The sequence below is a fragment of the Leminorella grimontii genome (assembly GCF_039789245.1).
Lineage (GTDB): Bacteria > Pseudomonadota > Gammaproteobacteria > Enterobacterales > Enterobacteriaceae > Leminorella > Leminorella grimontii.
The window spans coordinates 3,095,001-3,121,928 of the sequence record NZ_CP146357.1; the positions used below are offsets into that span (position 1 = coordinate 3,095,001).

The 26,928-nt window shown below is 53.1% G+C and carries 22 protein-coding genes; 10 read left to right on the top strand and 12 right to left on the bottom strand.

The features are described from left to right. Positions 1–51 precede the first annotated feature (51 nt). A complete protein-coding gene (gmhB, locus tag V8L73_RS14325; RefSeq protein ID WP_027274949.1) occupies positions 52–618 on the bottom strand; it encodes a D-glycero-beta-D-manno-heptose 1,7-bisphosphate 7-phosphatase in 567 nt (188 codons plus the stop codon). Between the two features lie 202 nt (positions 619–820). On the opposite strand from gmhB, the gene metN reads away from it, so the two are divergent. The 6 genes from metN (at position 821) to proS (ending at position 6,422) form a co-directional block, all read left to right on the top strand. Beyond that, positions 821–1,852 carry a methionine ABC transporter ATP-binding protein MetN gene (metN, locus tag V8L73_RS14330; RefSeq protein ID WP_347253302.1) on the top strand — a complete coding sequence of 344 codons (1,032 nt, stop codon included), beginning with the start codon at positions 821–823 and terminating at the stop codon, positions 1,850–1,852. Further along, positions 1,845–2,498, top strand: coding sequence for a methionine ABC transporter permease MetI (locus tag V8L73_RS14335; RefSeq protein ID WP_027274951.1), 654 nt, complete (start codon positions 1,845–1,847; stop codon positions 2,496–2,498). The genes metN and V8L73_RS14335 overlap by 8 nt, the downstream gene beginning before the upstream one ends. Before the next feature lie 52 nt (positions 2,499–2,550). Next, positions 2,551–3,366, top strand: coding sequence for a MetQ/NlpA family lipoprotein (locus V8L73_RS14340; protein ID WP_027274952.1), 816 nt, complete (start codon positions 2,551–2,553; stop codon positions 3,364–3,366). Between the two features lie 138 nt (positions 3,367–3,504). Further along, positions 3,505–3,843: an Rcs stress response system protein RcsF gene (gene rcsF, locus V8L73_RS14345; RefSeq protein ID WP_027274953.1), complete on the top strand. Its 339-nt coding sequence runs from the start codon at positions 3,505–3,507 to the stop codon at positions 3,841–3,843. After that, on the top strand, positions 3,844–4,551 hold the full coding sequence (tsaA, locus tag V8L73_RS14350; protein WP_347253303.1) for a tRNA (N6-threonylcarbamoyladenosine(37)-N6)-methyltransferase TrmO: 708 nt from the start codon (positions 3,844–3,846) through the stop codon (positions 4,549–4,551). A 149-nt stretch (positions 4,552–4,700) separates the two neighbouring features. Further along, positions 4,701–6,422, top strand: a complete 1,722-nt coding sequence (proS, locus tag V8L73_RS14355) for a proline--tRNA ligase (RefSeq protein WP_347253304.1) — start codon at positions 4,701–4,703, stop codon at positions 6,420–6,422. Between the two features lie 86 nt (positions 6,423–6,508). Here the strand turns inward: proS and V8L73_RS14360 are convergent, their stop codons facing one another. The 5 genes from V8L73_RS14360 to V8L73_RS14380 form a co-directional block, all read right to left on the bottom strand. Beyond that, the gene (locus V8L73_RS14360) at positions 6,509–7,063 is read right to left on the bottom strand and encodes a fimbrial protein (protein ID WP_347253305.1); all 555 of its coding nucleotides are present in this window, start codon (positions 7,061–7,063) and stop codon (positions 6,509–6,511) included. Between the two features lie 11 nt (positions 7,064–7,074). After that, positions 7,075–8,058 (bottom strand): fimbrial protein, encoded by a 984-nt coding sequence (locus tag V8L73_RS14365; RefSeq protein ID WP_347253306.1) that lies wholly within the window; start codon positions 8,056–8,058, stop codon positions 7,075–7,077. Between the two features lie 13 nt (positions 8,059–8,071). Further along, complete coding sequence (locus tag V8L73_RS14370; RefSeq protein ID WP_347253307.1) at positions 8,072–10,609, bottom strand: fimbria/pilus outer membrane usher protein; 2,538 nt, start codon at positions 10,607–10,609, stop codon at positions 8,072–8,074. Between the two features lie 90 nt (positions 10,610–10,699). After that, on the bottom strand, positions 10,700–11,377 hold the full coding sequence (locus V8L73_RS14375) for a fimbrial biogenesis chaperone (RefSeq protein WP_027274957.1): 678 nt from the start codon (positions 11,375–11,377) through the stop codon (positions 10,700–10,702). 96 nt (positions 11,378–11,473) lie between these two features. Further along, positions 11,474–11,995: a fimbrial protein gene (locus V8L73_RS14380; protein ID WP_261832538.1), complete on the bottom strand. Its 522-nt coding sequence runs from the start codon at positions 11,993–11,995 to the stop codon at positions 11,474–11,476. A 793-nt stretch (positions 11,996–12,788) separates the two neighbouring features. Between V8L73_RS14380 and V8L73_RS14385 the strand changes: the two genes are divergently transcribed. Next, on the top strand, positions 12,789–13,307 hold the full coding sequence (locus V8L73_RS14385; RefSeq protein ID WP_347253308.1) for a hypothetical protein: 519 nt from the start codon (positions 12,789–12,791) through the stop codon (positions 13,305–13,307). Between the two features lie 2 nt (positions 13,308–13,309). On the opposite strand, the gene V8L73_RS14390 is transcribed toward V8L73_RS14385, so the two are convergent. The 6 genes from V8L73_RS14390 to V8L73_RS14415 form a co-directional block, all read right to left on the bottom strand. Beyond that, on the bottom strand, positions 13,310–13,990 hold the full coding sequence (locus V8L73_RS14390; RefSeq protein WP_347253309.1) for a C40 family peptidase: 681 nt from the start codon (positions 13,988–13,990) through the stop codon (positions 13,310–13,312). Between the two features lie 312 nt (positions 13,991–14,302). After that, positions 14,303–15,658 carry an MFS transporter gene (locus V8L73_RS14395; RefSeq protein WP_027274960.1) on the bottom strand — a complete coding sequence of 452 codons (1,356 nt, stop codon included), beginning with the start codon at positions 15,656–15,658 and terminating at the stop codon, positions 14,303–14,305. A 506-nt stretch (positions 15,659–16,164) separates the two neighbouring features. Then, on the bottom strand, positions 16,165–18,702 hold the full coding sequence (locus V8L73_RS14400; protein ID WP_347253310.1) for an autotransporter outer membrane beta-barrel domain-containing protein: 2,538 nt from the start codon (positions 18,700–18,702) through the stop codon (positions 16,165–16,167). A 385-nt stretch (positions 18,703–19,087) separates the two neighbouring features. Then, complete coding sequence (locus V8L73_RS14405) at positions 19,088–20,233, bottom strand: glycerate kinase (RefSeq protein WP_261832541.1); 1,146 nt, start codon at positions 20,231–20,233, stop codon at positions 19,088–19,090. A 5-nt stretch (positions 20,234–20,238) separates the two neighbouring features. Then, positions 20,239–21,507 (bottom strand): GntP family permease, encoded by a 1,269-nt coding sequence (locus V8L73_RS14410; protein WP_027274963.1) that lies wholly within the window; start codon positions 21,505–21,507, stop codon positions 20,239–20,241. Positions 21,508–21,625: 118 nt separating this feature from the next. Further along, positions 21,626–22,762, bottom strand: a complete 1,137-nt coding sequence (locus V8L73_RS14415) for a sugar diacid recognition domain-containing protein (RefSeq protein ID WP_027274964.1) — start codon at positions 22,760–22,762, stop codon at positions 21,626–21,628. Positions 22,763–23,180: 418 nt separating this feature from the next. Between V8L73_RS14415 and V8L73_RS14420 the strand changes: the two genes are divergently transcribed. The 3 genes from V8L73_RS14420 to V8L73_RS14430 are packed head-to-tail and all read left to right on the top strand — an operon-like array spanning position 23,181 to position 26,894. Then, a complete protein-coding gene (locus V8L73_RS14420; RefSeq protein WP_261832542.1) occupies positions 23,181–24,587 on the top strand; it encodes an MBOAT family O-acyltransferase in 1,407 nt (468 codons plus the stop codon). Further along, positions 24,574–25,677 carry an SGNH family hydrolase gene (locus V8L73_RS14425; protein ID WP_347253311.1) on the top strand — a complete coding sequence of 368 codons (1,104 nt, stop codon included), beginning with the start codon at positions 24,574–24,576 and terminating at the stop codon, positions 25,675–25,677. Before V8L73_RS14420 ends, V8L73_RS14425 begins: the two co-directional genes overlap by 14 nt. Before the next feature lie 14 nt (positions 25,678–25,691). Next, positions 25,692–26,894, top strand: a complete 1,203-nt coding sequence (locus V8L73_RS14430; protein WP_347253312.1) for an SGNH/GDSL hydrolase family protein — start codon at positions 25,692–25,694, stop codon at positions 26,892–26,894. Positions 26,895–26,928 lie beyond the last annotated feature (34 nt).

Genomic DNA, 26,928 nt, shown 5'->3' on the forward strand with positions numbered 1-26,928 from the left:
GCATTAATTAAACTTTCTTTCTGCCTATTTTAAACATCCGCCGATAATCGACTAAACTTTGCCCGTTTTAATAGCATTTGGTAGCGCAGCAAGGGAGTCAATAACGATATCCGCCGCTTTCTCTCCCTCTTCGGTTATGGATTTACCGCTTCGGACTAGAACCTTATGACCGACGCCGGCTTTTTGAGCCGCCAGCATGTCTTCAACTTTATCACCCACCATGTAGGAAGCGGCCATATCGATGTTTAGCTCATCTTTGGCCGATAAAAACATGCCGGGTTCCGGTTTACGGCAGTCGCACTGCTGACGATACTCATCGACGCTTCCTTCTGGGTGATGGGGGCAGTAATAAATGCCGTCCAGATCCACGTCTCTGTCAGCTAAAGACCAATCCATCCACTCCGTCAGGGATATAAACTGATCTTCTGTGAACATGCCTCTGGCAATACCGGACTGGTTCGTAACAACCACCAGCGCAAACCCCATCTTCTTCAATTCCTGACAGGCTTCAATGACGCCATCAATAAACTGAAACCGATCTATTTCATAGACGTAGCCGTGATCGACATTAATGGTGCCATCCCGGTCTAGAAAAATTGCAGGAACAAGATTTGCCACGGGTCCCCCTCTGATGGCCTATAACTTACTGTGATTGTGCTCGATTTTACCCCCTGAGGGCGCTTTCCGATAGATCTAAAATTGTTTGACTTAGACGTCTAGACGCCTTAACATCCGTTCAATCACTCGGCCGATGCCGAGTTCTCTTTTATTGTCAATCGCCCGACGTTATAGCGATTGTAATGGCAGCTACAAATAGAAAATGATTAAACTTCATAATATTACAAAGGTTTTTCACTTAAAGGATAGAGCCGTCAGCGCGCTTTCCGACGTGAGCCTGCACGTCCCTGCCGGACAAATATACGGCGTTATCGGTGAATCCGGTGCTGGTAAGAGTACGCTTATCCGCTGCGTCAACCTGCTCGAGCGGCCGACGTCAGGTCAGGTTTTAGTAGACAATCAGGATCTCACCAAGCTGCTCCCCGGCGAATTAACAAAAGCGCGTCGGCAGATCGGCATGATTTTCCAACATTTTAATCTGCTCTCTTCACGTACCGTTTTTGGCAACGTCTCTTTGCCGCTGGAATTAGACAATACTCCGGTAGAGGCGAGGAATAAGCGCGTAGAAGAGCTGCTGGCTCTGGTCGGGCTGTCGGACAAACGCGACGCCTATCCAGCCAACCTGTCCGGTGGCCAGAAGCAGCGTGTCGCTATCGCCCGCGCGCTGGCGAGTAATCCTAAAGTTCTGCTGTGCGATGAAGCCACCAGCGCGCTGGATCCGGCAACGACGCGTTCTATATTAGAGCTGTTGAAAGACATCAATCGTCGCCTTGGATTGACTATTTTGCTCATCACCCACGAGATGGACGTCGTTAAGCGCATCTGCGATCAGGTCGCGGTTATCAGCGGCGGCAAGCTGATAGAGCAGGATACCGTCAGCGCCATGTTCTCGCATCCCAAGACGCCGTTGGCGCAGCAGTTTATTCAATCAACGCTGCACTTAGACATTCCGGACGACTACTCAGCCCGCCTGCGGCCTGAACAGCAGGAAAACACGCATCCTCTACTGCGTTTGGAGTTTACCGGCCAGTCGGTTGACGCGCCGCTGCTGTCGGAAGTGGCCCGCCGCTACGGCATTAACAACAATATCATCAGCGCCCAGATGGACTACGCCGGCGGCGTAAAGTTTGGCATCATGCTGACCGAAATCCACGGCACCAAGGAAAACACTGAGGACGCCGTTAAGTTTCTCCAAGAACACCACGTAAAAGTTGAGGTACTAGGCTATGTCTGAAGCAATGATTTGGATGATGCTGCAGGCGACCGGCGAAACCATCGTCATGACCTTCGCCTCCGGCTTTTTTGGTTTCCTGATTGGGCTCCCCGCCGGCGTGCTGCTATACGTCACCAGGCCGGGGCAAATACTTGAAAACGCCACGCTCTATCGCGGACTGTCCGCCGTTATCAACGTACTGCGTTCAATCCCATTCATTATTTTAATCGTGTGGATTATCCCCTTCACGACGATCATCGTCGGCACCTTTATCGGCCTTAAGGCCGCGCTGGTGCCGTTGAGTATCGGCGCCGCGCCGTTTATCGCCCGCATGGTGGAAAACTCGCTGTTAGAGATCCCGACCGGGCTGATTGAAGCCGCACGCGCCATGGGTGCCACGCCAATGCAAATTGTCAATAAAGTGCTGCTGCCGGAAGCCCTGCCGGGCCTCATCAACAGCGCGACCATTACGCTGATTACCCTTCTGGGCTACTCGGCAATGGCGGGCGCCGTTGGCGCTGGCGGCCTTGGTCAGCTAGGCTATCAGTACGGCTACGTTAGATATGACGCTACGGTAATGAATACCGTTCTGATCCTGCTGGTTATTTTGGTGTATATCATTCAGTTTAGTGGCGATCGCATCGTTAAGTCCGTTACCCACAAGTAACGGGTATAAATTAAGGCTGCTTGCAGCATACTGTTAACAGAGAGAGAAATTTATGTCATTTAAGTTCAAAACGTTTGCCGCCGTCGGCGCCCTCATTGGATCTCTCGCGCTGGCGGGATGTGGACAAGAAGAGAAGAACCCAAACCACGTTAAAGTCGGCGTGATCGTCGGCTCCGAGCTGAAAGTCGCTGAGGTCGCCAAGCAGGTGGCTAAAGACAAATACGGTCTGGACGTTGAGCTGGTCACCTTCAACGACTACGTGCTGCCCAACGAAGCGCTGAGCAAAGGCAATATCGACATCAACGCCTTCCAGCACAAGCCCTATCTGGATCAGCAGATGAAAGAGCGCGGCTATAAGCTGGCCGTAGTCGGCAACACCTTCGTTTACCCGATTGCCGCCTATTCCAAGAAGATCAAAAGCATTGACGAACTTAAGGACGGCGCGCAAATCGCTATCCCTAACGATCCGACCAATATGGGCCGTTCGCTTCTGCTGCTGCAAAAGCAGGGCTTTATCAAGCTCAAGGACGGCGTTGGCCTGATGCCGACCCCGCTGGACATCGTCGACAATCCGAGAAACTTCAAAATCGTTGAGTTGGAAGCGCCCCAGTTGCCGCGCGCGCTGGATGACAACCAAATCACGCTGGCCATCATCAATACCGCCTATTCCAGCCAGATCGGCCTGACGCCGACCAAAGACGGCATCTTCGTTGAGGATAAAAACTCGCCTTACGTCAACATCATCGTTTCACGTGAAGACAACAAGGACTCAGAGGCGGTGAAGAAGTTTGTTCAGGCCTTCCAGTCTGACGAAGTCGCTCAGGCCGCCAATACCGAATTCAAAGGTGGCGCGGTTAAAGGCTGGTAATAAATTACCTGACTGAGGCCCGTTCTCAGATATACTAAGGCAGATTGATTAATCTGCCTTTTTTATTATCCGCTCGCCCTGTTTACGATGGCGAAGCAGAGGCCCTTACGGCCCATTATTAACGATTAAGGACAAGCTATGCGAACTCTCTCTTTCTGCCTGCTGGCGCTGCTCTTGGGCGGGTGCGCTCAGCAAACCTCGCTTTCGCACGTTGAGCCGGTAAAGCTCTATAAAACCGAAGCAGAGCTTTCCGGCGCAAAGTTTCAGGAGCTGGGCACGGTATCCGGCGACGCCTGCCAGTTTAGCGCTCAGGATTCCCCGCCCAGCATCACCGCGGCGATGCTGGACATGCAAAAGCGCGCAGCCTATAAGGACGCCAACGCCGTATTGCTACACCGCTGCGAGATGATGTCTTCCGCGCCGGGATGCTATCAGGTTGCCGTCTGCGAAGGCACGGCGCTGCGCGTTGCGTTTTAAATGAATTCACTGTCGCTACAGCCTATTGGCGTTATCCGCTCGCCCTACCGTGAAAAATTCGCCGTGCCGCGCCAACCGGGCCTGGTGGAAGACGGTACGGGCGAACTGCTCCTGCTGCCGCCCTACTCTCAGCCTGAGGCGGTACGCGGTCTGGAACAGTTTAGCCACGTTTGGATCCTGTTTATCTTTCATCAGACCAAAGACGGCGGCTGGCGTCCTACCGTTCGCCCGCCCAGGCTGGGCGGCAATGCCCGCATGGGCGTTTTCGCGACTCGCTCCACCTTCCGCCCCAATCCTATCGGCATGTCACTGGTCGAGCTTAAGGGGATCCGCCTGAAAGGGGCGGAGGTTGTCCTTGAACTCGGCAGCCTCGATCTGGTTGACGGAACGCCGGTCATTGACATCAAGCCCTACCTTCCCTTTGCTGAAAGCTTACCCCACGCGCGAGCGGGCTTTGCGCAAGATGCGCCCTCAGCCAACATGCCCGTCGCGTTTTCGCCCGACGCGCGGCAAACGCTGCTGCGAGAAGCGGTAAAATACCCTCACCTTGAGCGATTCATTACCCAAGTATTGGCGCAGGATCCTCGCCCCGCCTACCTCCAAAAAGAGCAGGAAGCGCGGGAGTTTGCCGTTCACCTGCTGGACTTCAACGTCGTCTGGCGGGTTGAAAACGATGAAACCTGCGTCGTCGCTATTGATAAAAGATAGAAATTCCCGCTTCTCTCTTTTGACAAGCCTTCGTCGCTGATACACTAAACCCCTTTTAAAAATCGGGCCGATTTCCTTTCGCCGCCGGTCTTCGGCCGGTGGAAGCAATCTCATGCCGTAACCTGACGTTTATATGGAAGCACTACACCATGCGCACTAGTCAATACCTGCTCTCGACTCTCAAAGAGACGCCTGCCGATGCGGAAGTTATCAGCCACCAGCTCATGCTGCGCGCCGGGATGATCCGTAAACTGGCCTCCGGTCTTTACACCTGGTTACCCACTGGCTTACGCGTTCTGCACAAGGTAGAAACCATCGTTCGTGAAGAAATGAATAACGCCGGCGCGATTGAGGTTTCCATGCCGGTAGTTCAGCCAGCGGACCTGTGGCAAGAGAGTGGACGCTGGGAGCAGTACGGCCCCGAGCTGCTGCGCCTTGTCGATCGCGGCGATCGTCCCTTCGTACTGGGCCCGACGCATGAAGAGGTCATCACCGATCTGGTGCGTAACGAAATCAGCTCCTACAAGCAGCTGCCGCTGAACTTCTATCAGATTCAGACCAAGTTCCGTGATGAAGTGCGCCCGCGCTTCGGCGTTATGCGCTCTCGCGAATTCATCATGAAGGACGCCTACTCCTTCCACACCACGCAGGAGTCGCTGCAGGTTACCTACGACAAAATGTACGACGCCTACAGCAAGATCTTTACCCGCATGGGCTTGGACTTCCGTCCGGTGTTGGCCGATACCGGTTCTATCGGCGGTAGTTCTTCCCACGAGTTTCAGGTACTGGCCAGCAGCGGTGAAGACGACATCGTCTTTTCTACCGATTCCGACTACGCGGCCAATATCGAACTGGCCGAAGCGGTTGCGCCAAGCGCCCCCCGTGCGGAACCAACGCAGGAGATGCGCCTGGTTGATACGCCTAACGCAAAAACCATCGCCGAGCTGGTTGAGCAGTTCAGCCTGCCGGTAGAAAAAACCGTAAAAACGCTGATCGTCCACGCGGCCGAAGAGAGCGGCCACAAGCTTGTCGCCCTGCTCGTTCGCGGCGACCACGAGCTCAACGAAGTCAAAGCGCAAAACCTGCCGATGGTGGCAAGCCCGCTCGAGTTCGCAGGCGAAGAAGAAATTCGCGCGGCGATTGGCGCAGGCCCCGGCTCTCTCGGCCCGGTCAACATGCCTCTGCCGATTGTCGCTGACCGCGCCGTCGCCGCCATGAGCGACTTTGGCGCAGGCGCTAACGTTGACGGTAAGCACTACTTCGGCATCAACTGGTTACGCGACCTGCCGCTGCCGACCGTTGCCGACATCCGTAACGTCGTCATCGGTGACGCCAGCCCCGACGGCAAAGGTACGCTGCTTATCAAACGCGGCATCGAAGTGGGCCATATTTTCCAACTGGGCACCAAATACTCTGAGGCCATGAAGGCCACCGTTCAGGGCGAAGACGGCCGCAATATCACCATGACCATGGGCTGTTACGGCATCGGCGTAACCCGCGTCGTCGCAGCGGCCATTGAGCAAAATCACGATGAACGCGGCATCATTTGGCCCGACGCCATCGCGCCGTTCGAAGTGGTCATCATTCCGATGAACATGAGCAAGTCTTTCCGCGTACAAGAAGCCGCTGAGTCACTGTATGAAACCCTGAAGGCTAACGGCGTCGACGTGCTGCTAGACGATCGCAAAGAGCGCCCGGGCGTGATGTTTGCCGACATGGAGCTTATCGGCGTTCCTCACACCGTTGTCATCGGCGATCGCAACCTCGATAACGACGAGCTGGAATATAAAAACCGCCGCGTTGGCGAGAAGCAGATGATTAAGAGCGGCGACGTCGTCTCTTTCCTGCTGTCTCAAATCAAACGCGCGTAATTCCAACGCTCACATAGACAAAGCGCGCCAAATGGCGCGCTTTTGCTTTATCACCGCTTAACGCGGGTCCGATATTGGCAGGCTACTTACTGATAGGTAAAAGACACCATCATTACGCTAACGAAAACGCCCGAGAAAATGCTGTTCGTCGTGCTCTGCAGTCGGCTGTCAAACGCGAAAGTCACTGAATGGGTATCAGAGGAAATGGCCTTGGTTATTGTCGCCCCTCCCGCCGGATACACGCTGTTATCACTCCAACCGGCCTCTTGCGGCTTAACCTTAATCCCAAAACCCCCATAGTCTCCATCAATAGAAGTGCCGAACAGATAGGCGCTGTTAGGATCTATTTTTCCGGAAATCAACATGGTCGCCGACGTGGTCGTCTCCGGGCAGTCAGTCAACCGAATGGAAAAAGACTTTGTCAATCCGGCCGATCCAATGGGAGAAAGGCTGGCTGCGGGGACCCTGCCGAAATCCACCGTCTGTGACCTGTCATTCACATCAACAACGCATGGAGAAGCTAACACGTTCCCCGTGATGTTAACCGTTACCGTATCCGCTCGGCTGTAAAAGCTACAAACGGTCAAAAGCGATAACAGGCAGTGGCGCCAAGCGCCAGACATGCTCGTCTTATTCATCATCTTGCGCCCTCTCACTGATAAATCATAGTAAGCAGTGCCGTCGTGTTGGCGCTGCCGGGCGTTACTTTAGGGCGGGTCTGGTAGTAACGAGCGGTAAAATTAAGCAGCTCTGACGTGTTGGCAGAACTCACGATCATACGGGTTTCACCTATATGCAGGGGCTGTGAATCTTGTAGGATCTGAACCCCCAGTCCCGTCGCAACGCCGCTTTGCCCTGCATTGGTCAACGCCAGCACGCTGTCGTCGGACGTATCGCCGTTTTGAGTACCCGTCATAGCAACGCTAACGATAGTTCCGCTTTCACAGGTCAAGCCAATCTGGAAATCTTTGGAAACAGTCGTTGCCCCTACCTGGGTCAGGCTATTGGACTGAACGTCCCCAAGAGGCACCTGCAGCTGCGTCGTGTTGACCTGGCAGGAGAGCGACTGGGGATAGATATTTATCGGATTAGAAGCGTATGCTTCAGTTGTAGTCACAGGATCGTATGTCGTAAGGGCAAGCGGCGAATACATCGTTATTGTCCCTTCCCTGACGGTATCCACTAGCACAAGCTCCATACGATAGTAAGCGGCCGGCGTATAGGTATTCGCAATCATGCCATCATAAAACGAACTGCTTGAGCGCTCGGACGGAACAACCTGCCCATAGCTTGTATCATTAGAATTGGAATAATAAAGCCTAATTCCCACAGAGCTGTTAGTACTGGTGATAACGCCGTTTCCATAGGGAGAAGCGGGCGTTGCACCGTAGTATCCTACAGTGGTTGTACTTGTCCACGAACAGCTAACTTTCGAGTTGCCCCCGCTAACCCATCCGCTATCGAAAAGTATGGTGCCCGGTTCAGCGTTGCGCTTAACGTAAATGACCGAAGGGGTATTAATCGTTGTTTTTATTGTTCCACTGCCCCCGGAAAACGAGCAGTTAGCGAACGCTTTTCCCATTGGCAGCAGCGCCAACGCGATAAACAAGGCATATGCAATGCGCGCTTTTTTCATAGTCTTTCCTTTCCTATAAACAAACCGTTGACAGGCGATAAATCCCGGCAGCTTCCTGCGCCTGGCTCGCTTGATAAACGACGTTACACTGCTGCGAAGCATCGTTGCCCCATTTCACAATAAAGCGCCCTTGTTCAGGCATCCCCGTCATAAAAACGTCGCCGCCGTCGCCAACAATCGCCGAATTAGCCTTTTCGCTTTGCAAGCTGGCTATGCTGCCAAAAGGCACCGCATCGCCATTTTCCCTCGTGAGTGAAATCAGCATACGAAGCCCCACGTTAGGCGAGAACTCGGCGCGAACCATCGCGCCGCGCGTTGGAATGACCATTTGGCTGGTCAATGTCATATCGACATTATCCTTTAACGACGCCGTATCCAGAGTTATAGGCGTCTTACGGTATGGCGATACGTAGGGAACCACCGTGTAACCCCGCCAGTCAGTGCTGATGCCCACGCCGTTCATCACGCGAACGTCGCTTGCCAGCGGCGCCTTAACCAGCACGGCCGTTTCGCCAAACGCCTGAGAAAGCGTAATCCCGTCAGCGTGCGCAGCGACACCGCCGCGCAGGCCGTAATTTACGCGCTGCATGTTTTGATCGTAGCTATAGGCCACGCTGGCTTCGCCGTATCCGCCCTTAAAGTTCAGACCGGCGTTACCCGTCGCGCCATCGCCGCCGTCGGTGTACCCTTGGCTAACGCTGTAGCTCAAGTTGTTCCTCGCCAACATCGTGCCGTTTATCCCAACGGTGTTTACCGTTTTTCCGTTGCGGCTGCTGTTTAAGCTGTAGTTGGCATAGCTGTTGGACAGCAGGCTGTCGATCGGGATACTCACGTTAAAAGAGAAAAGGTGATCATCCGTTGAGTCGTCCGTTGTCGTATCGCTGCGGTTTTGGCTATAGGTATAGTTAATCCCATAGTTAGCGCTCTTCCAGCTATTGTTGTAGCCAAGGCTTGCAGAACGAACGTGTCGACCGTTATTCCAATATTCCTCATTACTGAGGCTAACCGAAAGGCTGCCGCCGTTTTCCCAAAGCCTCTGGCTTAGCAGCAGCTCAGAGCGGCTTTTCTTGTGGTCGTAGCTTGAATCGCTGATGTCATACCTGTTGTTATAGCTATCCAACCCTTCCTGTAAGGTATAGAAGCCGGAGGTTGAGTAGCGATATCCCGCCAGTGAAAAGTTTGTTCCCGTGTCGACAAAATTCTTGCTGTAGCGCAACCGCCATGACTGCCCTCTTTCCGACGCACGATCTCTAAGCTCGGCTTTCGCATCCGTCATATCAACAGAAACGGCGCCGACCCATCCCATGTTTTTCCCCAGGCCAAGCGCCATTGAGCTATACCTGTCGCCCGCTGACTGAAAGCCACCGTACGCCGTCAGTCCCCAGGGTAAGCCATAAATCGCGGTTCCCTGAACGAACGACTTCTTCTCTATGTCACCGTTTGAAGGGCGATACTTCCCGCCCGTCACGCTGAACTTAAGGCGCCCCTCGCGCTGCAAAACGGGTACCGAAGCATACGGAACGGTGAAACTGCGTTCGCTACCGTCCGCTTCTTTCACTGTCACGGTAAGGTCGCCGCTGCCCGCGGTAGGATAAAGGTCTGATATCTCAAACGCGCCCGGCGGCACATAGTTCTGATAAATCTGGTAGCCGTTTTGATAAATCGTCACCTGCGCGTTGGTGTTGGCAATGCCTTTAACTACGGGGGAATATCCTTTCATGCTCTCCGGCAGCATGTCATCGTCGGAGGCAAGCTGGGCGCCGCGAAACGGTACGCTGTCGAACACGTCGCTGGGAGAAGTACTGTCGCCCAAGGTGAACTGACTTTTTAATGGAATAACGTCACGCTGCAGGTAAGTATTGATCGAGTCCCAGCGGTCTTCGCCGCCAGAATCTCTGCTCCAGGTGGAATAGTTACGCAAACGCCATGCGCCGACGTTTAACCCGGAACGTAAATTCAAATAGTAGTCATCGCTGTCCTGATCGTTGCCCTGGCGCCCTTTAGAGTGTGCGCCGCTAAAACTATAGTTTAAAAGCAGCGCGTTAATGCCCTGTTCAAACTTATCGGGTGAAACATAGCCCCGAGCCTGAGAGTAAAGCGCCGCCTGAGGAATAGTGAGGTTCAACCGCTGTTGATTGAACTCAAACTTCACTGACGACATGGCGACCGCCTTCGTCAGGTCCACGCATTCTTCACTGTCACTTTGAGAAGAGAGCTCCGTTAGCCTAACGCCCAGAGACTCAAGCAGCGCTTTGCTCAGGCAGGGCTGTAGAAACGCATTTCCTGCAGTATCTTTTTCCAAAGTGAAGTCAATATCACGAGACTCAACGCTCTCGCCGTTTAAATACAGATCGACATGGTATGTACCGGGAGCCTGTACGTCCCCCTGCTCGAACAAAGAAAGATCCGCACCTTCTAACGACGGATTGTCTAGCGAGAGAAGCGCCGGGTTAAAGTATTCATCCGCTCTGGCGCTTGCGCCAAGCGCCAGCGCAACGTGAACTGAAAGAATCGCATATATAAACGGGCGGCAAGCCTTACGTCTGGCCATACTCTTTATTACTCCGGATGTCCTTGCCCCAACGGTGATGGCTCCTTTACCCCTGACTGTTTTTAGCCTGTCGGGCCATTACCTATTAACTTATAAAGAGGTCGAATAAACTTTACTGATGCCGCCGTAGTCGTTAATGATTTTCCAACTCAGCGTTCCACTGCGCGCGCCTGCAGGTAGCTTAAACGTCATGTTGCCACCCGGAGGGAGCATCGTTGCTTCAGAAACCTTGGCGCCGTTGAGCGTTACGGAAAAAAACGTGATGTAAAAAGGAGACGCGTTTGTTGCGACTAACGAACTTCCTTCTTTTCGCCATTTCATCCCTTCTGCCGCTGCCTCCAACGTTTGGCCGAGGCCTGCGGGGCGATAAATCAGCTTGATGCGGGTTTTAACCGCGATCTGTAGTGAATTTTCAGCCTTCTTCGAAGAGGGGATTGACTTGATGTTTAGCCAAAACAAAGACTCTTTGTCTTCCGGTAGGTTTCCCCCGGTACGAACGACGCGCAGAACGTTCTCTCGTCCATCACCGTCCAGACGAAACAGCGGCGGCGTTACCGTAAAGGGCGCCTTTCCCGATACGCCGTCAGGGTTATCCACCCATGACTGAATCAGATACGACAAACTGTCAGGATTGGCTACGCTGATAGAGGACTCTTTACTCCCCCCGTCATAAATCAGGCGAGTACCGCCGATAACAACGCCGGCCTGGGCATAGGCGCATATCATCAGTAAAAAGGAAGTAACGGCTATCTTTATCATGGTTTTCATTTCGGTATTCCAACGAAAATGGAATAGCCAAGACAGGAACGTATAGACTTTCCCTCTTGGCCGTTCCAGACGGTTGACTAAATGAATTAGGTAATATTACGGATAGACAACGGTAAAGTTGGCTACTGCGTTTGCTGAACCAGAAACGATAGCTGTGTTGGTTGAAATATAATAAGCGGTGAAATCCAGAGAGTTCGCACCTTCACTCAGAGGATATTTGGAGGAATCAGAACCAAAGACGATCTTCTGACCGGCATTGTCCTTAATCTGAACGCCTACGCCAGTCGCTACGCTGCCGCTAGCCAGATCGAGGACGTCCGTTTTACCAGTAACGGTTGTTCCTTCAAAGCGAATTTTTGCTCCGTCGGTCGTTACTGCCGCAGGGCATCCGGTTAATTTGAGGCTAAACGGCATTGCCGTAGAAACATCACCCACGCTGGTGAATACCGTTTTAGCCACCCGCCCCAAATTTACGTCCAGGTTCTTAGAATTAATATCAACCGTACAGGCAGTATCTAAAATCGTGCCCTTAAAGTTAACCTGTCCGTCATAAGCCTGAGCGGATGAAACCAGAGAAGCGCCCACGCAAAGCGCAGAAATAAGCAGATACTTATTCATATCTTTTCCTTTATCGAATATATCTTTGTGGCGTAGATCCCAGCCACTCCTTTCCTAAAAACAAAAAACCATCATCCCGTTATGTTTCAACGGGTTTTAGATGACAGGGGTTTTGTTTGATTTATATATTATAAAAAAAGCTTAGAACGCGTTATCCAAAAAGCGAAATCAGAACTAAAAATATTGAAATGGGCTCAATCATCTAAATATGAATAACAGGCTATCCTATGAAGATCAAATAAATAGGAAAATCAAAAGTCCAACAATAGACAATTGATATTTTGACGCAGAATCTCTCTGGCGGCATTTTCTTGGCCAAAAATAAGCCCTCCGAGGCAATACTCATACAAATACCCAGCAAAGCTCAGCCAATAAATTACGCCAATCGCAATAATAAGACTTACCTTATTTAAAACTAAACCAACCCCCAAATACAGGAGACGAGCAATCGTTAAAAATCCTTAATATAGAAAAAATTACGTCACCCATTTACCTCTAAATGGGTGGCCAACTCATATTTATTACTCCCAAAAACGTTGCTGATTAATATATTCATAGAAAATACAACTTTTATAATATGCCCATCCTTCGTAATTAAGAAAACTATTTCTATAATAACAGTTAGTTATCCTAGAATTTTACTTCTCTATAGAGGGCCAATCCGCGTAGCGAAGCAGTAATAAAAGCGCCTCATGAAGGCGGCGGACAGCAAAGCCATTGACGCCCGTTGTTGGCCATTGCGGACGGCGCTAAAATAGCGGCCAATCGCACACCACAAAAAGAGAGCTCGCCTTTGGCCAAGAAGTTTCAGGCGCTGATCCCCGCTCTGTTTCCAGAGGAAGAAGCTCAGTTCTGGCAACGATTATTTGACTCTGCGCCCCTGAGCATTTTCATCAGCCAACTTATTTTGGTCTTCCGGGAAGAACAGCGCTACTTGCCCAGAGAGGCCGCTCCGCTGTTTGAGGAAGCCGCCAGGTGCAGCCATCTGGATGCTGCCTATCGGGAAATTACGCCAGAATATCGCATTGAACGATGCGAATTTTCGCCCTGCCCCCGTCCCTCAAAAGAGCTGAAAGAGGCAGGCTATCGCCACCTGCAGGAAAGGGGAAGAGAAGAGGATCGGGCTATCCCCTTTGAGGAGTACGATATTGAAGTTTTTCTCGATGAAGAGGCGGATGTGGCAAGGCTGGACTTTCTGCCTAAAATTCCGCCGGGCCTGAGCTGGATGGATATCGGTATGGGCGGGCCAGGTATGACTATCTATATAACGCTGACCCAACGCGGTCTGATTCAATGCTGGGGCTATCGCTAACCTCAGCGAACGGCGTAGGCCAAAAGCACTCGACGAGCGCCGATGTAGTGGTCCTGCCAATAGTCATCGTCGAGTCGGCTAATCTGGATGTCTTTTCCCGTACGCGGCGCCTGAATAAACTCGCCGTCGCCCAGATAAACGCCCACGTGGTCGGCATGCTGATTGCTGCGGCCGTGGGTGCGGAAGAAGACCAGATCGCCCACGCGCAGTTCCCCTCTATCAACCCGCTTAGCCTGCGAAGAAGACATGTGATACATGCTGTTTGCCGTACGCGGCAGCGTCGACTTTAGCTTATCCCGATAGGCATAGTTGACCAACCCGCTGCAGTCAAAGCCGGTTATCGGCGACATGCCGCCATAGCGATAAGGCTTACCCAGCTGATTCATCAATTTGGATATCACGATGTGCCTTGCTGACTGGATTTTACTCTTTTCCTGAGCGGTCAACATGGGGGCGGCGCCTTTTGGCTCACTTGAAGCAAAGGGGTTTTTTCCTACCGGAGCGCGGTACTGTGACGTGAGCGACGCAGAGCTGCTGCCCCCCCGCTGCCCTGACGCGCTTTTCTTACGCTTATAGCCGCTCTTGTTTTGAACCTTGGTTGCGACCGGAGTCTTAATATACTTGTGATGCCCCGTAGCATGAGCGCAGGAAGAAAAAAGCAGCAATATCGCTACAAATGCCATCGTCTCCCAGGAAAAATTGAATAAAGCATCGAGTCTTGTTTGTAAGTAAGTCGTCATCATAAGCCAATTTGGATCTGTCTGTTTTCGATTAGCCAGCGGCGGCGACATTTAGTCTATTCAGGAAATCCTCGTTGGGAATGGCTTTTTTGTAACGTAACAGCCGATAAAAATGACAGGATATTTCAGCGTGAAACATGATTCGCAAAATTCGGGTCGTATCATCAATGCGAAAAAGCGAGAGCGCAACCAAGGAAACGAGTGTAAAAACGCCGGGAAATCCCCGGCGTTTTCAATCATAAAGCAAAAGTAAGCTTACTCAGCGACAACGCCCGCCGGCGATGCCTCACTCTGCCTGCGTTTTGCCGTCCAGCCCTTATAGGAGAGCGGCAGAAACGCCACGGCAACGGCCAGCAGCGATACGAAGCCCACATAGTAGGCCGGCGCCATATGGCTTTGCTGCAACCATGCGCCGGTAATCATCGGCGTCAGGCCGCCAAAGACGGCGTAAGACAGGTTATAGGCAAAGGACAGCCCGGAGAAACGGATCGCCGGAGGGAATGCGCGGGCGCCGACAATAGGCGTCGTCGCGATAGCCCCGGAGAACAGCCCCATCAGGCCGTAGTTAAACATCAGTTCGCCTGCGCCGATGCCCGTATGCAGCGCGCTATAGAAGTGGAAGGCGCTCAAGGCCAGGCCGCCCCACGACGCTACCATGCAGACGCGGGTTCCCAGCTTATCGCTAATCCATCCCCAAAAAATACAGCCCAAAGTCAGCATTAGCGTCGCAACGCAGTTCGCCTGTAGCGAAACGGTGCGATCGATCTGATACATTTTTTCCACTACCACGGCCGGCGTCATCAGTACCGTCACGACCACCGCGGTTGACAGAGACCAGGTTAATATCGCCGTAATGATACAGGCCTCTTTATGGCTCCTCATGACGGTTTTCACCGGCATCTCTTTAGCCAGCGCGTGCTTGGCGGCCATTTCCTTAAAGATCGGCGTTTCCTGCAGGAACTTGCGCAGATAAACGGAAATAAAGCCGAATATGCCGCCAAGAACGAAGGGAATACGCCAGGCATAGTCATTGATTTCAGCCGCGCTGTAGCTGCGTTGGATAAAAATAGCCACGATAGAGCCCAGCAGAATGCCGCCGGTAATACCGGAGGTCAGCGTACCAACGCCCAGGCCATAGCGCTGAGCGGGCGTATGCTCTGCGATAAACACCCATGCGCCAGGCATTTCGCCGCCGATGGCCGCGCCCTGAAGAATGCGCATTAACAGCAGCAGAGCCGGAGCCAGCATGCCGATCGTTTCGTAAGTCGGCAGGAGGCCAATCACCAGCGTAGGCAATGCCATAAGGAAAATACTTAGCGTGAACATGCGCTTACGGCCAATTTTATCGCCGTAGTGCGCCATAATAATCCCGCCGATGGGGCGAGCGAGGTAACCCGCAGCGAAAATGCCCAGCGTTTTCATCTGAGCGATAAACTCATTGTCGCCCGGGAAAAACAGATGGGTTAACGTTCCCGTGAAGAATACGAAAATAACGAAATCATAAAACTCTAAAGTTCCCCCCAAAGAAGACAACCCTAAAGTTTTATAATCATTTTTATCTAACGGTCTAGCCTGGGGCTGGCCCGCCTGCGGATCTGAAGACGCTGTCATTGCCTTATAACCTGCCATTAAAACTGTCGTTTTTAAAACGTCGCCTAAAACACTGTCGGTTAATGCAACCGACGCCAAACGCGCCCGCTCAATAAAAAGCGAGGCCGGAATTTATCATTCAAAAATGGTCTATCGCTGAAGTCGTTCAATCCGTTGAAACGCGGTTGGTACTACGCAGCTGTGATGAATGGGTTCGTCTTAATGTTATAGCAGTATGTTCGAATCTCTGTAAACCTTTTAGTTCAAAATAGGGTTATCTGCTTTAAGCATCAGCGAAATATGGAACAAACCACCAAACAAAACGCATTTAGCACGTTTATTGTTGTTGAAGGCGGGGTTCACTCCGGCGCATGCGTTAGTCTTTTAGTGCTATTTTTATTAAAAATGCCCGATTAGCGCCGTTCGACAGGCTAATAATTCACCCCTACCGATAAAAAATCGCTGAAAAAAAGCCGACGCCCCATAAAAAAGCGTCGGCCTTAATCGCCTCAAGTTAAACCTTCGGCTTAGAAATTATAGCGAATGCCCAGATTGCCCTGCATTGGCTCTTCCATCTTGCTGCCCTTTGCGTAGTTCACTTCGGCAAACACGGAAACCTCTTTATTAACCGTTGCGCTGACGCCTAAACCATACTTACCCATATCGCCGGAGAGATCGGTTTTAAAGGTATTCAAATCGTTAATCGTCGTACGGTTGTCGTCAATATACTCATGAACCCAGGCGGCCTTCACGTACGGCGTTAGCGTGCTATTGGCGCCGACGTTAAAAGTGCGCCCCAGATTCATACCAAGCTCGGTCGTAAAGGAGTCCTGATCGTCAATGCTGCCCCTCATTCCGTTGCTCAGTCTGACGTCTTTGCCTTCTACCTGAACATAGGTCAGCTTGGCATAGGGTTCCGCCCAAACGCCGTAGGCAACGTCAACGTTGTAGCCTGACTCCAGCGAACCGCCGATCGCATTCTGGCTATAGTCGCCGCGGATGCCGTCGCCGTTGGTCGATACGGCTTTCACATCGTTGCTGAAGTGGTTGTACTTCAACACTCCGTCGACATACCAGCCGGTATTGTCAAAGTAGGTGGCGTATGCGCCCACGCTGTAGCTGTCAATGTTACTGTTACCGCCCCGGTCGTGTTTGACCTTAGCCGTACCGTAGCTGGTAAAGCCGCCGAAGAACGCCCTGCCGTTCGCATAGTCAACGATACGATCGGCGCCAACCTCAAGGCCAGACTGTTCCAGCTTGAAGTTGGTGTGTCCGGTATTCAGGCGGTTTGTTCCATCGGTCAGCCTTACCCACGCGCCGGCGCTGCCTTCGTTTTGTTCCAACATGCCTTTTCTAAAGCGCAGGTTTTGCAGCTCGTTGTTAAAAATCAGCGTCGGAGCGACGGCCATCGACAGCACCGCATCGGTGCTCGGCGTCGTTTCCGGCCCCGTTACCGGCGGCGTGACTTCTCCCGGCCCAGGGTTAGGCGCTGAAGGATCGTCTTTTGTCGCGTTCAGATACCAGATCTCGCTGCCGGCCTCTTCGCGATGATTCAGGCTGTACATATAGGTACCACCGTCGACCGCGTTGATATTCGTCCCGCTCAGGCTCGCCAGCGTGAAGTTGGCGCCACGGCTCTCGTCGGTAATCAAGTCCAGGCTGCGCTGACCGGGCTGCGTGATTTCCGTTCCGGAATCGGCCACGGAAACCTTATGGCTCCCACTGCCGCTGCTTACCGTCAGATAGTCACCGCGGCCATTCTCAATCGACGTATTGAATAAGAAGTGCAGATTTCCCGACAGGCTGTCGATCTGAAGGCGGGAATAGATCGGTTCTCCCGTCACGCTATCAGCGCCGCTAATAAAGCGAACCTTACCGGAGCCGCTAAGCGCGCCGACGCGGGCCGTATCCGTATCTGCCACGTTAGCGATCGCCAGCAGCACGGCGTTTTCACCGTTTAAGGTAACGTCCTGCGCATAAGCGCCGCCGGTTCCCGCCGCGGACGTTAGCTGCAGTTGACCATTGTCATAAACCTGCGTGACGCCTTCCAAGCGAGCGCCTGCGGCCAGCCAGGATTTAGCGCTATCGCGAACGGTGACGTTATCGGCAAACGAATTGCTGTAAATACTTTGAGTCGCGCTATCAAACAGCGCTACGTTGGACGCGCGGCCGCCCTGCTGAACCTTCTGGGCGCCGGTGCCGTAAATCTTGGTATCGTCAGAAACGCCAGCGACGGCGGACGGGTCGGAACCGCTGATATACAGATACTGAACGCCTCCGCTGTTGATTGTCGTAGCGTTGGCGATGCCGCCGTTGAAGACATACTGCAGGCCGCCGTTGTTGATAGCCGCGCCGTCAGACACGCCGTCGGAGGTTACGTACTGATAGCCGCCTTCATTAACTATGGTGCCGTTCGCCAGCCCTTGCAGACGAACGTACTGGATACCGCCTGCGTTAACCGTTGTGCCAGAAGCGCTCCCCTCCTCCTGCACGTACTCATAGCCGCCCTGATTGACGACGGTTCCTTCACTTTTGCCGCCCAGATAAACATAAAGCTTACCGCCGCTGTTGACCTGATTGTTGACAGACAGCCCCGGATCGTTCGCGTCTCCGGTATTAGAAACGTATACCGTCCCGCCGTTCAGGAAAGAGTCTTTGAGCGTACCGCCATCAAAAACGCGAACCAGGCCGCCGTTGACGTTGATGTTTGTCCCCAGTGCGGGAACCGTCGCATCGTAGTCGCCCACCGCGATTCTGGCGTCTTTGGTAATGTAGACTTCTGCGCCGGTATTCACCGTTGAGTCTCGCATAAAGCCGATAACGCTCAGCTTGCTTCCGCTAAGCATATTAAGATTGATGGCCTCACCGGCGTAGCCGTTTTCTCCACCGTAATTCCAGGCGCCGATTTCTAAGCAGCTGTCGCCGTCCAGATCGCCGGAAAACGTTACGTCACCACCGTAGGTAACATGGGGCCTGCTGCCGCAAAAAGTGTCCGCATAAGCTGACTGAGATAAAGAGAGCGCTGTAAACAGTGCAATAGAGGAAAGCGTGGTTTTTAGTTGCATGGTGCCAAAATCTCCCTATAAAACAACAACCCTAAGAATTAATGATGGGTAAGATACCAAAATAGGGAAATAAAACAACACATTTAAATAATAAAAATAACAAATAAACAACACTTATATTTTTATTCATTGCTATGATATTAAAGTAATTTAATTAAAAATAGCACACCAAAATAAAAATAACATATTGATAAAAAAGAAAAAATAAATTCAATTAAAGAGACATAATAACAATGAGAAATAAATACAACCTTAAGGTTATTTATTCCCTCTATTTTAGTCAGGGAAATATGTCGTATTAATGATAGCTGTCGTCTACATAGATAAAGTTGGGCCGCGTTCTATAAAGAACGCGGCCCGTGTACATAAACGCGCTTAGGAGAGATTATCCCGCGTGTGCCTGTGCCATCTTCCAGACGCTCGCCACATTGCGCGCAGTGACGCGCAAATTGTACTCAGCTTCCTGTAGCGCGTCAGGCAGCGTAACCACTCGAGTGAGAATCGAGAATGCCGCATCCAAGCCGTGCTCATGGACAACCGGGTAGTCTGGCAGCAGCCCTCCCGCTAAAGCGACAACCGGCTTGCCGTAGCGCTTAGCCGCTCGCGCAACGCCGATAGGCGTTTTACCGCAAATGCTTTGGCTATCAAGCCGCCCTTCTCCAGTGATCACCAGATCGGCATCCGCAACCAGATTCTCTAATCCCAACGTTTGGATAACGATATCAACGCCAGGCTTAAGCTCTGCGTTAAGCACGCCAAGCAGAGCCGCGCCCATGCCGCCCGCTGCGCCTGCGCCCGGTACGTTTATTACGTCCCGGCCGGTAGCCTGAAGGATAAGCTTGCCGTAGGCCGACAGAGCGCCGTCCAGCGTGTTAACCATTTCAGGCGTGGCGCCCTTTTGAGGGCCGAAAATAGCCGAAGCGCCGTTAGGGCCGCAAAGCGGGTTATTTACGTCGCAGGCAACGGTAATAGAAACGCCGTTTAACTTAGGATTCAACGCCTGCAGGCCTATCGCCGCCAGCGAAGTCAGCGCGCCACCGTTAAGCGCAAGCGGCTTTGCGTCAGCGTCGAGCAAAGAAACGCCCAGCGCCTGCAGCATGCCCGCACCGCCGTCGTTAGTAGCGCTACCGCCGATGCCCAGCAAAATGCGCTCTACGCCGTGTTCCAGCGCGGCTAAAATCAGCTCGCCGGTGCCAAAGCTGGTGGTCATCAACGGGTTACGCAACTCCGGAGCGACGTGATGAAGGCCGGACGCGGAGGCCATTTCGATGATGGCGGTTTTGCCGTCGCCCAAAAGTCCCCAGCGCGCCATTACCGGCGTTCCCAGCGGCCCCATGACTTCCTGATGTACATAGCGCCCGTTCGTTGCCTCAACCATGGACTCAACGGTGCCTTCGCCGCCGTCCGCCATCGGCAGCTTCACGTACTGCGCATCGGGGTAGATCTCGCGAAATCCCTGCTCGATGGCGGTAGCAACCGCCATCGCAGACAGGCTTTCTTTAAAGGAATCCGGAGCAATAACTATCTTCATTTTTACTACCCCGCCAATCCAAATACGCCGAACATCAGCGTCGACACTGCGGCGATAACGAAGCCAACGATCGTTTCATAAGGCAGAAGGCCAAGGCGCTCGCGGATCTGCATGTTAACGCTGCCGCCGGTCGCGTGGAAGAAGCTGCCGTGGGGCAAGTGGTCCAGCACGGTCGCACCGGCGTGGATCATGGCCGCACCGGCCAGCGCCGTTACGCCAAGATCGAGCAGCGTCTGGCTAAATACGCCCGCAGCAACCGCCGTACCGGCAGTGGTAGACGCCGTCGCCATTGACATAATCGCACCGGAAATCGGCGCCAGCAGATAAGGCGGCAGGCCGGAAGCGGTCAGGCCTTCAATCAGCACCTCTTTCAGCGCAGAGTTGGCGATAATACCCGCCAGCGTCCCCGTGCCAAGCAGCATAATGGCAACGGGCGCCATACGAGACAGGCCCGCCATCATAAAGGAGTTACTTTGCTTGATGCGTCCCATCATCAGTGCGCCTACCAGGCCGCCGACGGGCAGCGCGATCAGCGGATCGATAGCAATGCCCGCAATCGGACGCAGCGCCAGCAGCACAATGGCGACCAACGGCGCGCTAATCGCAGCGAGGAAACCGGGCTGCGCTACCGACGTATCGTGCGAAATCACCTCTTCTGCACTCACCTTGCTGCCTTTATTGGTCAAACGCTTTGCCAGGAAGTAGGCTACGACCAGTCCGAAAAGCCCGGGAACGATACCGGCCATCATGACGGACGTCAGCGGGACGTGGAATGCATCAGAGGCGGCAATGGCGTTAGGGTTAGGAGACATCACGTTCCCCGCCTTGCCGCCGCCAATCATGGCGAGCAGGATGGCGGTTTTGGAAAGATCTGCGCGACGGGCAATGGACAGCGCGATCGGCGCTACGGTAATAACCGCAACGTCAATGAATACGCCAACGGCGGTCAGAATCATCGTCGCAATCGCCAGCGCCAGCAGCGCACGGGTTTCCCCAACCTTCTTGACGACCGTTTCGGCGATCGTATTCGCCGCGCCGGATTCAATCAGTACGCCCGCCAGCACGCCTGCGGCAAGGATGCGCAGCACCGCGTTGGTGATGCCCTGTGCGCCGGTCACCATCAGCGTGACAGTTTGAACCAGATCGGCGCCGCCGATAAGCCCCCCCACCAGTGCGCCGACCATCATGCCGTACGCAGGTGAAACTTTCCTTAATATTAAAACAATGGCTACCACCAGTGCGGCGATCGCGCCAACAGCGGATACAGTCGTCATACTTTCACTCTCCATAAAAAAGACTGAGTGAAGTATGAAAAACGCCGCCAAAAAAGGATTGAGCGTATTGACGAAAGATCTGGCCGTTTTAGAGAGAAAAATTGTAGAAACAGACAGTCTAGCGCTGAAGCTCCATGCCGATATACAGCCAAAACAGTTGTCTCAAATTATTGATCTTTATATTGGTTATATCCTCGATTCGCTGTAGGCGGTAGCGCAGCGTATTCACGTGGATATGCAAACCGGTGGCGGTTTGAGAAAGATCACAATTCTGCTCAAAATAGTGGCGCAGGGTGGTTTGCAAAACGCCCTTGGGATCCTGCTCGATCAGGCGCAGCCAAATTTTGGACAGCTCTTCCGCCTGCCAGGTGTCGGACAGCCCGCCAAGCAGCGAAGCCAGCGCATAGTCGTCATAAAATACGTACTGATTTTTCAGCCGAAGCCTCTTAACCATCGCCTGCACGGCCCTAGCCGTTTGATAGGAGCGCCGAAGCCCCGCTTCGCCGGGGAAATAGCCGCCGACGATAATGCGAGAAAATCCGGAGGATTGCGCATAATGCTTAAACCGCTGAAGCTCGCTCAGCTCTTGCTGCGTATCCCACTCTCCCTGACGCAGGGTGATAGGCTTGAGAATAATCAGTTCGTTAAAGTCGGTGAAGGTCACCAGGTGATCGCGCGCGCTGTATTCAAAATAATCCATCAGGTTACGTAATGCATCGCGATCGGGCTGCTGCAGCTCAAGGATAAGAACGACTCTGGGCTGCAGCAGGTTGACGCCGAGATAAGACACCATCGCATCGAGAGACGCAGGACGGCTTTCCCTCAGTATCAGCTGATGGACAAGCTCTTCGCGGTAGCGTTTATCCCACTGCTTTTGCTCCAACAGCGCCGTTTGTTCGATAATGAGCTCCGACGCCATTTTAACCAATTCGGCATAGGCCCTGACTTCGTCCGGCTCGCCGGTAATACCCAACACGCCGATTAGCCGATCGCGAAAGTTTATGGGCAGATTAATGCCGGGCCTGACGCCCTTAAGCCGATTGGCCGTAGCGGAATCAATTTCCACTACGCGGTTTTCCGTCAGCGCCAGCACGGCCCCCTCATGGCGCTGGTGAATGCGAGAGGCTTCCCCTGAGGCGATAATCATTCCGAACTCGTCCATCACGTTAACGGAGTAGGGTATTATGCTCATCGTGCGCTGCACTATTTGACGGGCCGTCGTGTCTTTTAAATAGCTGGTCTGGGTAGTATTCATCGGTATATCTCAAAACGGCACAAAAAGAGTTCTTTAGCCCCGTATTTTAAACGGCTAAAATATCGACACTTATTAGCGAATTTATACAGAAAATGTCTCAGAGAAAGAGACAAAGAAAGGCTAATTGTGAGGTAGTATTTTGTATTTACATACAAATCCAGTCGGGTTCCTATTGTGAAACATATTACGGTTTATTAATAATTTCAACACATTGAAAACACTTAAGCTTGGCGAGACGCGTGTTTTTACCCTTCGGAAGGGTACTATGACGCCGTTCACGATTTATGACTTAAAAACGCGGGCATGACCGCCTTAAAAAATCGTTGAATATTGCCAATTCTCGTTGATTACCTGCCGTAAGTTGGAATAAATTATACGCCTCTCTGGAGGGCTAAGATCGCTATCGTTGGATCGAAGAATGAATTTTTTTTCGTTAGGCTTTGCTTACTGTTTTTTATTATTTTTCTTATTGTACTGGTCCTTTCGCCCTTCAGTTTCTATACAAAATGGCCTGCTGTTGGGGGCGAGCTATCTGTTTATCGGCTCGTTTTCCCTTGGCTCAGCCGCTGTTCTGCTGATTTACAGCCTGCTGATTTACGGGCTGGCGCGATTTGCCCACCGAACGGAAAGTAAAAAAACCGGCTATATACTGCTGGCGCTGCTCGTATGCGCCTTTTTCGTCGTTTTCAAATACTACCCATTCTTTAGGGAAAGCCTCCAGCTACGCTTAAGCCAGCTCGGCCTACGGGGAAGCCTTCCCACGTTGGACATTCTGGTGCCCCTTGGGCTTTCTTTTTACGCCTTTCACTCCGTCAGCTACGTTGTGTCCGTCGCTAAAAAGGAAATAGAACCGGCGCGCTTTCCCGACCTGCTTCTCTATTTGAGCTTTTTTCCCAGCGTCGTCGCAGGGCCCATCAATCGGGCGATAGTTTTCCTACCGCAAATCCGCCCGCCCCATTTGCGCGAGCTTCGCTTCACCAATCGCGCAATTGGCCTGATAGCGTTGGCCATCGCCAAACTGTTTTTATGCAGCGCTTTTTTAGCGGAAAACTACGTCAACGGCGTATTCGACGCGCCGGACGGCTACACGCCGCTGCAAATGCTGGCGGCGGTTTATGCCTACGCCTGGCAGATCTATTTTAATTTCTCCGGCTACACCAATCTGGTCACCGGCCTGGCGCTGCTGCTCGGTTTCTACGTTCCCAAAAACTTCGATGCGCCCTATGTGTCTCTTAATCTACAGGAATTCTGGAAACGCTGGCACATCAGCCTGTCGACCTTCATCCGCGACTATATCTATATTCCCTTAGGCGGCAATCGCCACGGCTTCATCCGTAAAAACGCCAACCTGATGGTGGCGATGGTGCTTTCCGGCATATGGCACGGTGCGGGCGTTAACTTCATTATCTGGGGCGCGCTTCACGGGCTTGGGCTGGTGCTGTTTAACTGCCGGAACAGGCTGTTTCCTTCCGCGCCTTCAGGCGTAGCGGTAAGCTTTCTGGCGCGCCTGCTGACGTTTCACTACGTATGCTTTGCCTGGATATTCTTTAGAGCGAACGATCTGGACACCGCAATGGCTATCGTGCGCGGCATATCGTCTCTTTCTTTGTCTTCGTTAACTTCCGGCGCGGGCGCAGGAGCGGTTTGGTCGTTCCTGCTGTTTTTTATCGCCTACCCTCTGCTGGTTCGGTTCAAGACAAAGTTTTCAGCCGCCGTTAACGCGCTGCCCTGGTACGCCTATCCCGTACCGCTTGTTGTCTTTTTGACGTTGATTTTTATTTTTGCCCCTGCGGGAATACCGGGATTTATTTATGCGAACTTCTGACGGCAGCACAGCGCTGACAAGGATGTACCAGGTCGTCTATATTCTGCTGTTAAGCTCCCTGGGCCTGGTTTGGCTGAACCAGCGCTCGCTGTCTCTTTACTGGCAACAGGAGTTTCATCAGGAAAGCCCGTGGGCAACTTTTGACAATCCGCTATGGCTCGCCGGCGGGCGCTTTGTTCCCGCGCTGGAGGCCGGCAAGGAAGCCTTTGTCGCCTCATTGAACGCCGAGAGTGAAACCTCCGTAGAGTTCGCTCCAACGTTGGACGTATCGGCGCTGGCCCTGCCGCAGTGGGAGTGGAAGGGTGTCCACCGTCTGCCTCATTCCAGCGCGCACCCCGGCGATCGCGCGCCGGAGGGTAGCACGCAGGAAGCCTCGTCTCGGACGCATTCCGACGCGGCTATCGTACTCTCGCCGCAAAGTAAGGTTCTCCTCGTTGGAGATTCCATGATGCAAGGCGTCGCCCCCCACATGATGAAGGCGCTGTCCAAAGACTACGGCATAAAAAGCATCAACCTGAGTAAACAAAGCACCGGCCTCTCCTATCCGGGCTTTTTCAACTGGCCTAAAACGATCGACGAAGCGCTGGAAAAAGATGAGAACGTCGATCTGCTGGTCGTCTTTCTCGGCCCTAACGACCCTTGGGACATGCCGCCGTCAAAGGGCGCTCGCTTTCTCAAGTTCAAAAGCCCGGAATGGGAAGCGCTGTACCGCAGTCGGATCGAGACTATATTAGAAAGCGCCCAGCGTCACCACAGCCGCGTCATCTGGGTCGGGCCGCCAAATATGCGTAAACCTGCGCTGTCAGATGGAGTAAACTATCTGGACACGCTGTATCGTGCCGAAGTGACCGCCGCCTCGCAGCTCTATATCTCCGTCAACGACGTGTTCGGCTATCAGGGCGCGGACTACTCTGACTATCTGGAGGAAAACGGCAAGAAGGTTAAGCTTCGCAGCGATGACGGCACCCACTTTACCCCTACGGGGCAAAGGCTGATTGCGCAGCGCATACTTTCCGCAATCAGCGTTACCGCGCCGGAAAATCCGGAAAGCCCAAAAGGCCCGGAGCACGTTGAAATGGCGCATAACTGATGAAGAAAAACGCAATGAATGCACGACAATTAAAGATTTTTCTGCCCGTAGCCGGCCTTCTCTGCGCGCTTTCTCTGGTCTCTTGCCATACCACGAGAGAAGACGGCGCGCCGTTAGAGAAAAAGAGCGACGGCATCCACTATGGGCAGTTAACCAACTACGGCGAAAACCGCATCGCAGGCTTCGCCAATCGGCTGACCCACGCACGCAGCCAGAGCGTACACATCGTTCAACTAGGCGACTCCCATACGGCGGCAGACTTCTTCAGCGGCCAGCTTAGATCGCGGCTACAGCAGCGCTTCGGCAACGGCGGCCCAGGATTTGTCAGCCCGCTGTCCGTTCCCGGCCAGCGTCACGGCCTTGTCGGCTTTAGCCAGGAAAAAAAGGCCTGGAGTTTTTATACCAGCCGTAAAGACGACCGCGCCGACTTTCCGCTCGGCGGTTTTATCGCCCAACCCAATGCGGACCAGGCTTCCGCAACAATAAGGCTCTTTAGTAAAGACGGCGCCCCCTATTTGGTCAGCGCGCTTTATCGCGCTTCAGGCGACGCCCGCCTCTCGCTCAATGGCCGCGCCTTATCGCTTGGCGATACCCAGGGCCAGTGGAAATTCTCGGCCCAAGAGCAGGTTACCTTCCCCGCTGAGATCGCCGCTTCCCGCCAAAATAACCTGATGCTGGGAGGCTGGCTGATACAGCGCCCCGAGCACGGCGTCATGCTGACGCCGCTGGGAATCAACGGCGCCACCCTGACCATGGTGGACAAATGGCAGCCCGGCTGGATGGATACGCTAATTTCCCTCAAGCCTGACATGGTAATTTTGGCCTACGGCACCAACGAAGCGTTTAACGACAGGCTGGATCCTGCGCAGTACCGCAACCAGCTAGAACAAAAGATCGCGGCAATACGCCAGGCGCTGCCGGACGCCCCCATCCTGCTGGTGGGGCCATCGGACAGCATCAAAAACAAGAAAGGCGAAAGCTGTGCAGAGATGCAGCCGGCTCCGCTCAACGCGGTTGTCGCTATCCAAAAAGAGGTGTCCCGGTCGCAGCACACCCTGTTCTGGGACTGGCGGGCGTTTATGGGCGGCGAGTGCGCCATCCAACGCTGGGCTGACGCCGGCGACGCGCGGCCAGATCTGGTTCACCTGTCGCAAAACGGCTATAAGAAAAGCGCAGACGCGCTGTTTGAACAGCTGATGGCCCTTATCGGGCGCTAAGCGAAGCGCACAAAAAAGCCGGAGATTATCTCCG

Bases quoted from the DNA above. Each gene is read 5' to 3' on its own strand.
- metN (WP_347253302.1), top strand. From the start codon at position 821: ATGATTAAACTTCATAATATTACAAAGGTTTTTCACTTAAAGGATAGA.
- V8L73_RS14335 (WP_027274951.1), top strand. From the start codon at position 1,845: ATGTCTGAAGCAATGATTTGGATGATGCTGCAGGCGACCGGCGAAACC.
- V8L73_RS14340 (WP_027274952.1), top strand. From the start codon at position 2,551: ATGTCATTTAAGTTCAAAACGTTTGCCGCCGTCGGCGCCCTCATTGGA.
- rcsF (WP_027274953.1), top strand. From the start codon at position 3,505: ATGCGAACTCTCTCTTTCTGCCTGCTGGCGCTGCTCTTGGGCGGGTGC.
- tsaA (WP_347253303.1), top strand. From the start codon at position 3,844: ATGAATTCACTGTCGCTACAGCCTATTGGCGTTATCCGCTCGCCCTAC.
- proS (WP_347253304.1), top strand. From the start codon at position 4,701: ATGCGCACTAGTCAATACCTGCTCTCGACTCTCAAAGAGACGCCTGCC.
- V8L73_RS14360 (WP_347253305.1), bottom strand. From the start codon at position 7,063: ATGATGAATAAGACGAGCATGTCTGGCGCTTGGCGCCACTGCCTGTTA.
- V8L73_RS14365 (WP_347253306.1), bottom strand. From the start codon at position 8,058: ATGAAAAAAGCGCGCATTGCATATGCCTTGTTTATCGCGTTGGCGCTG.
- V8L73_RS14370 (WP_347253307.1), bottom strand. From the start codon at position 10,609: ATGGCCAGACGTAAGGCTTGCCGCCCGTTTATATATGCGATTCTTTCA.
- V8L73_RS14375 (WP_027274957.1), bottom strand. From the start codon at position 11,377: ATGAAAACCATGATAAAGATAGCCGTTACTTCCTTTTTACTGATGATA.
- V8L73_RS14380 (WP_261832538.1), bottom strand. From the start codon at position 11,995: ATGAATAAGTATCTGCTTATTTCTGCGCTTTGCGTGGGCGCTTCTCTG.
- V8L73_RS14390 (WP_347253309.1), bottom strand. From the start codon at position 13,990: ATGGCATTTGTAGCGATATTGCTGCTTTTTTCTTCCTGCGCTCATGCT.
- V8L73_RS14395 (WP_027274960.1), bottom strand. From the start codon at position 15,658: ATGACAGCGTCTTCAGATCCGCAGGCGGGCCAGCCCCAGGCTAGACCG.
- V8L73_RS14400 (WP_347253310.1), bottom strand. From the start codon at position 18,702: ATGCAACTAAAAACCACGCTTTCCTCTATTGCACTGTTTACAGCGCTC.
- V8L73_RS14405 (WP_261832541.1), bottom strand. From the start codon at position 20,233: ATGAAGATAGTTATTGCTCCGGATTCCTTTAAAGAAAGCCTGTCTGCG.
- V8L73_RS14410 (WP_027274963.1), bottom strand. From the start codon at position 21,507: ATGACGACTGTATCCGCTGTTGGCGCGATCGCCGCACTGGTGGTAGCC.
- V8L73_RS14415 (WP_027274964.1), bottom strand. From the start codon at position 22,762: ATGAATACTACCCAGACCAGCTATTTAAAAGACACGACGGCCCGTCAA.
- V8L73_RS14420 (WP_261832542.1), top strand. From the start codon at position 23,181: ATGAATTTTTTTTCGTTAGGCTTTGCTTACTGTTTTTTATTATTTTTC.
- V8L73_RS14425 (WP_347253311.1), top strand. From the start codon at position 24,574: ATGCGAACTTCTGACGGCAGCACAGCGCTGACAAGGATGTACCAGGTC.
- V8L73_RS14430 (WP_347253312.1), top strand. From the start codon at position 25,692: ATGAATGCACGACAATTAAAGATTTTTCTGCCCGTAGCCGGCCTTCTC.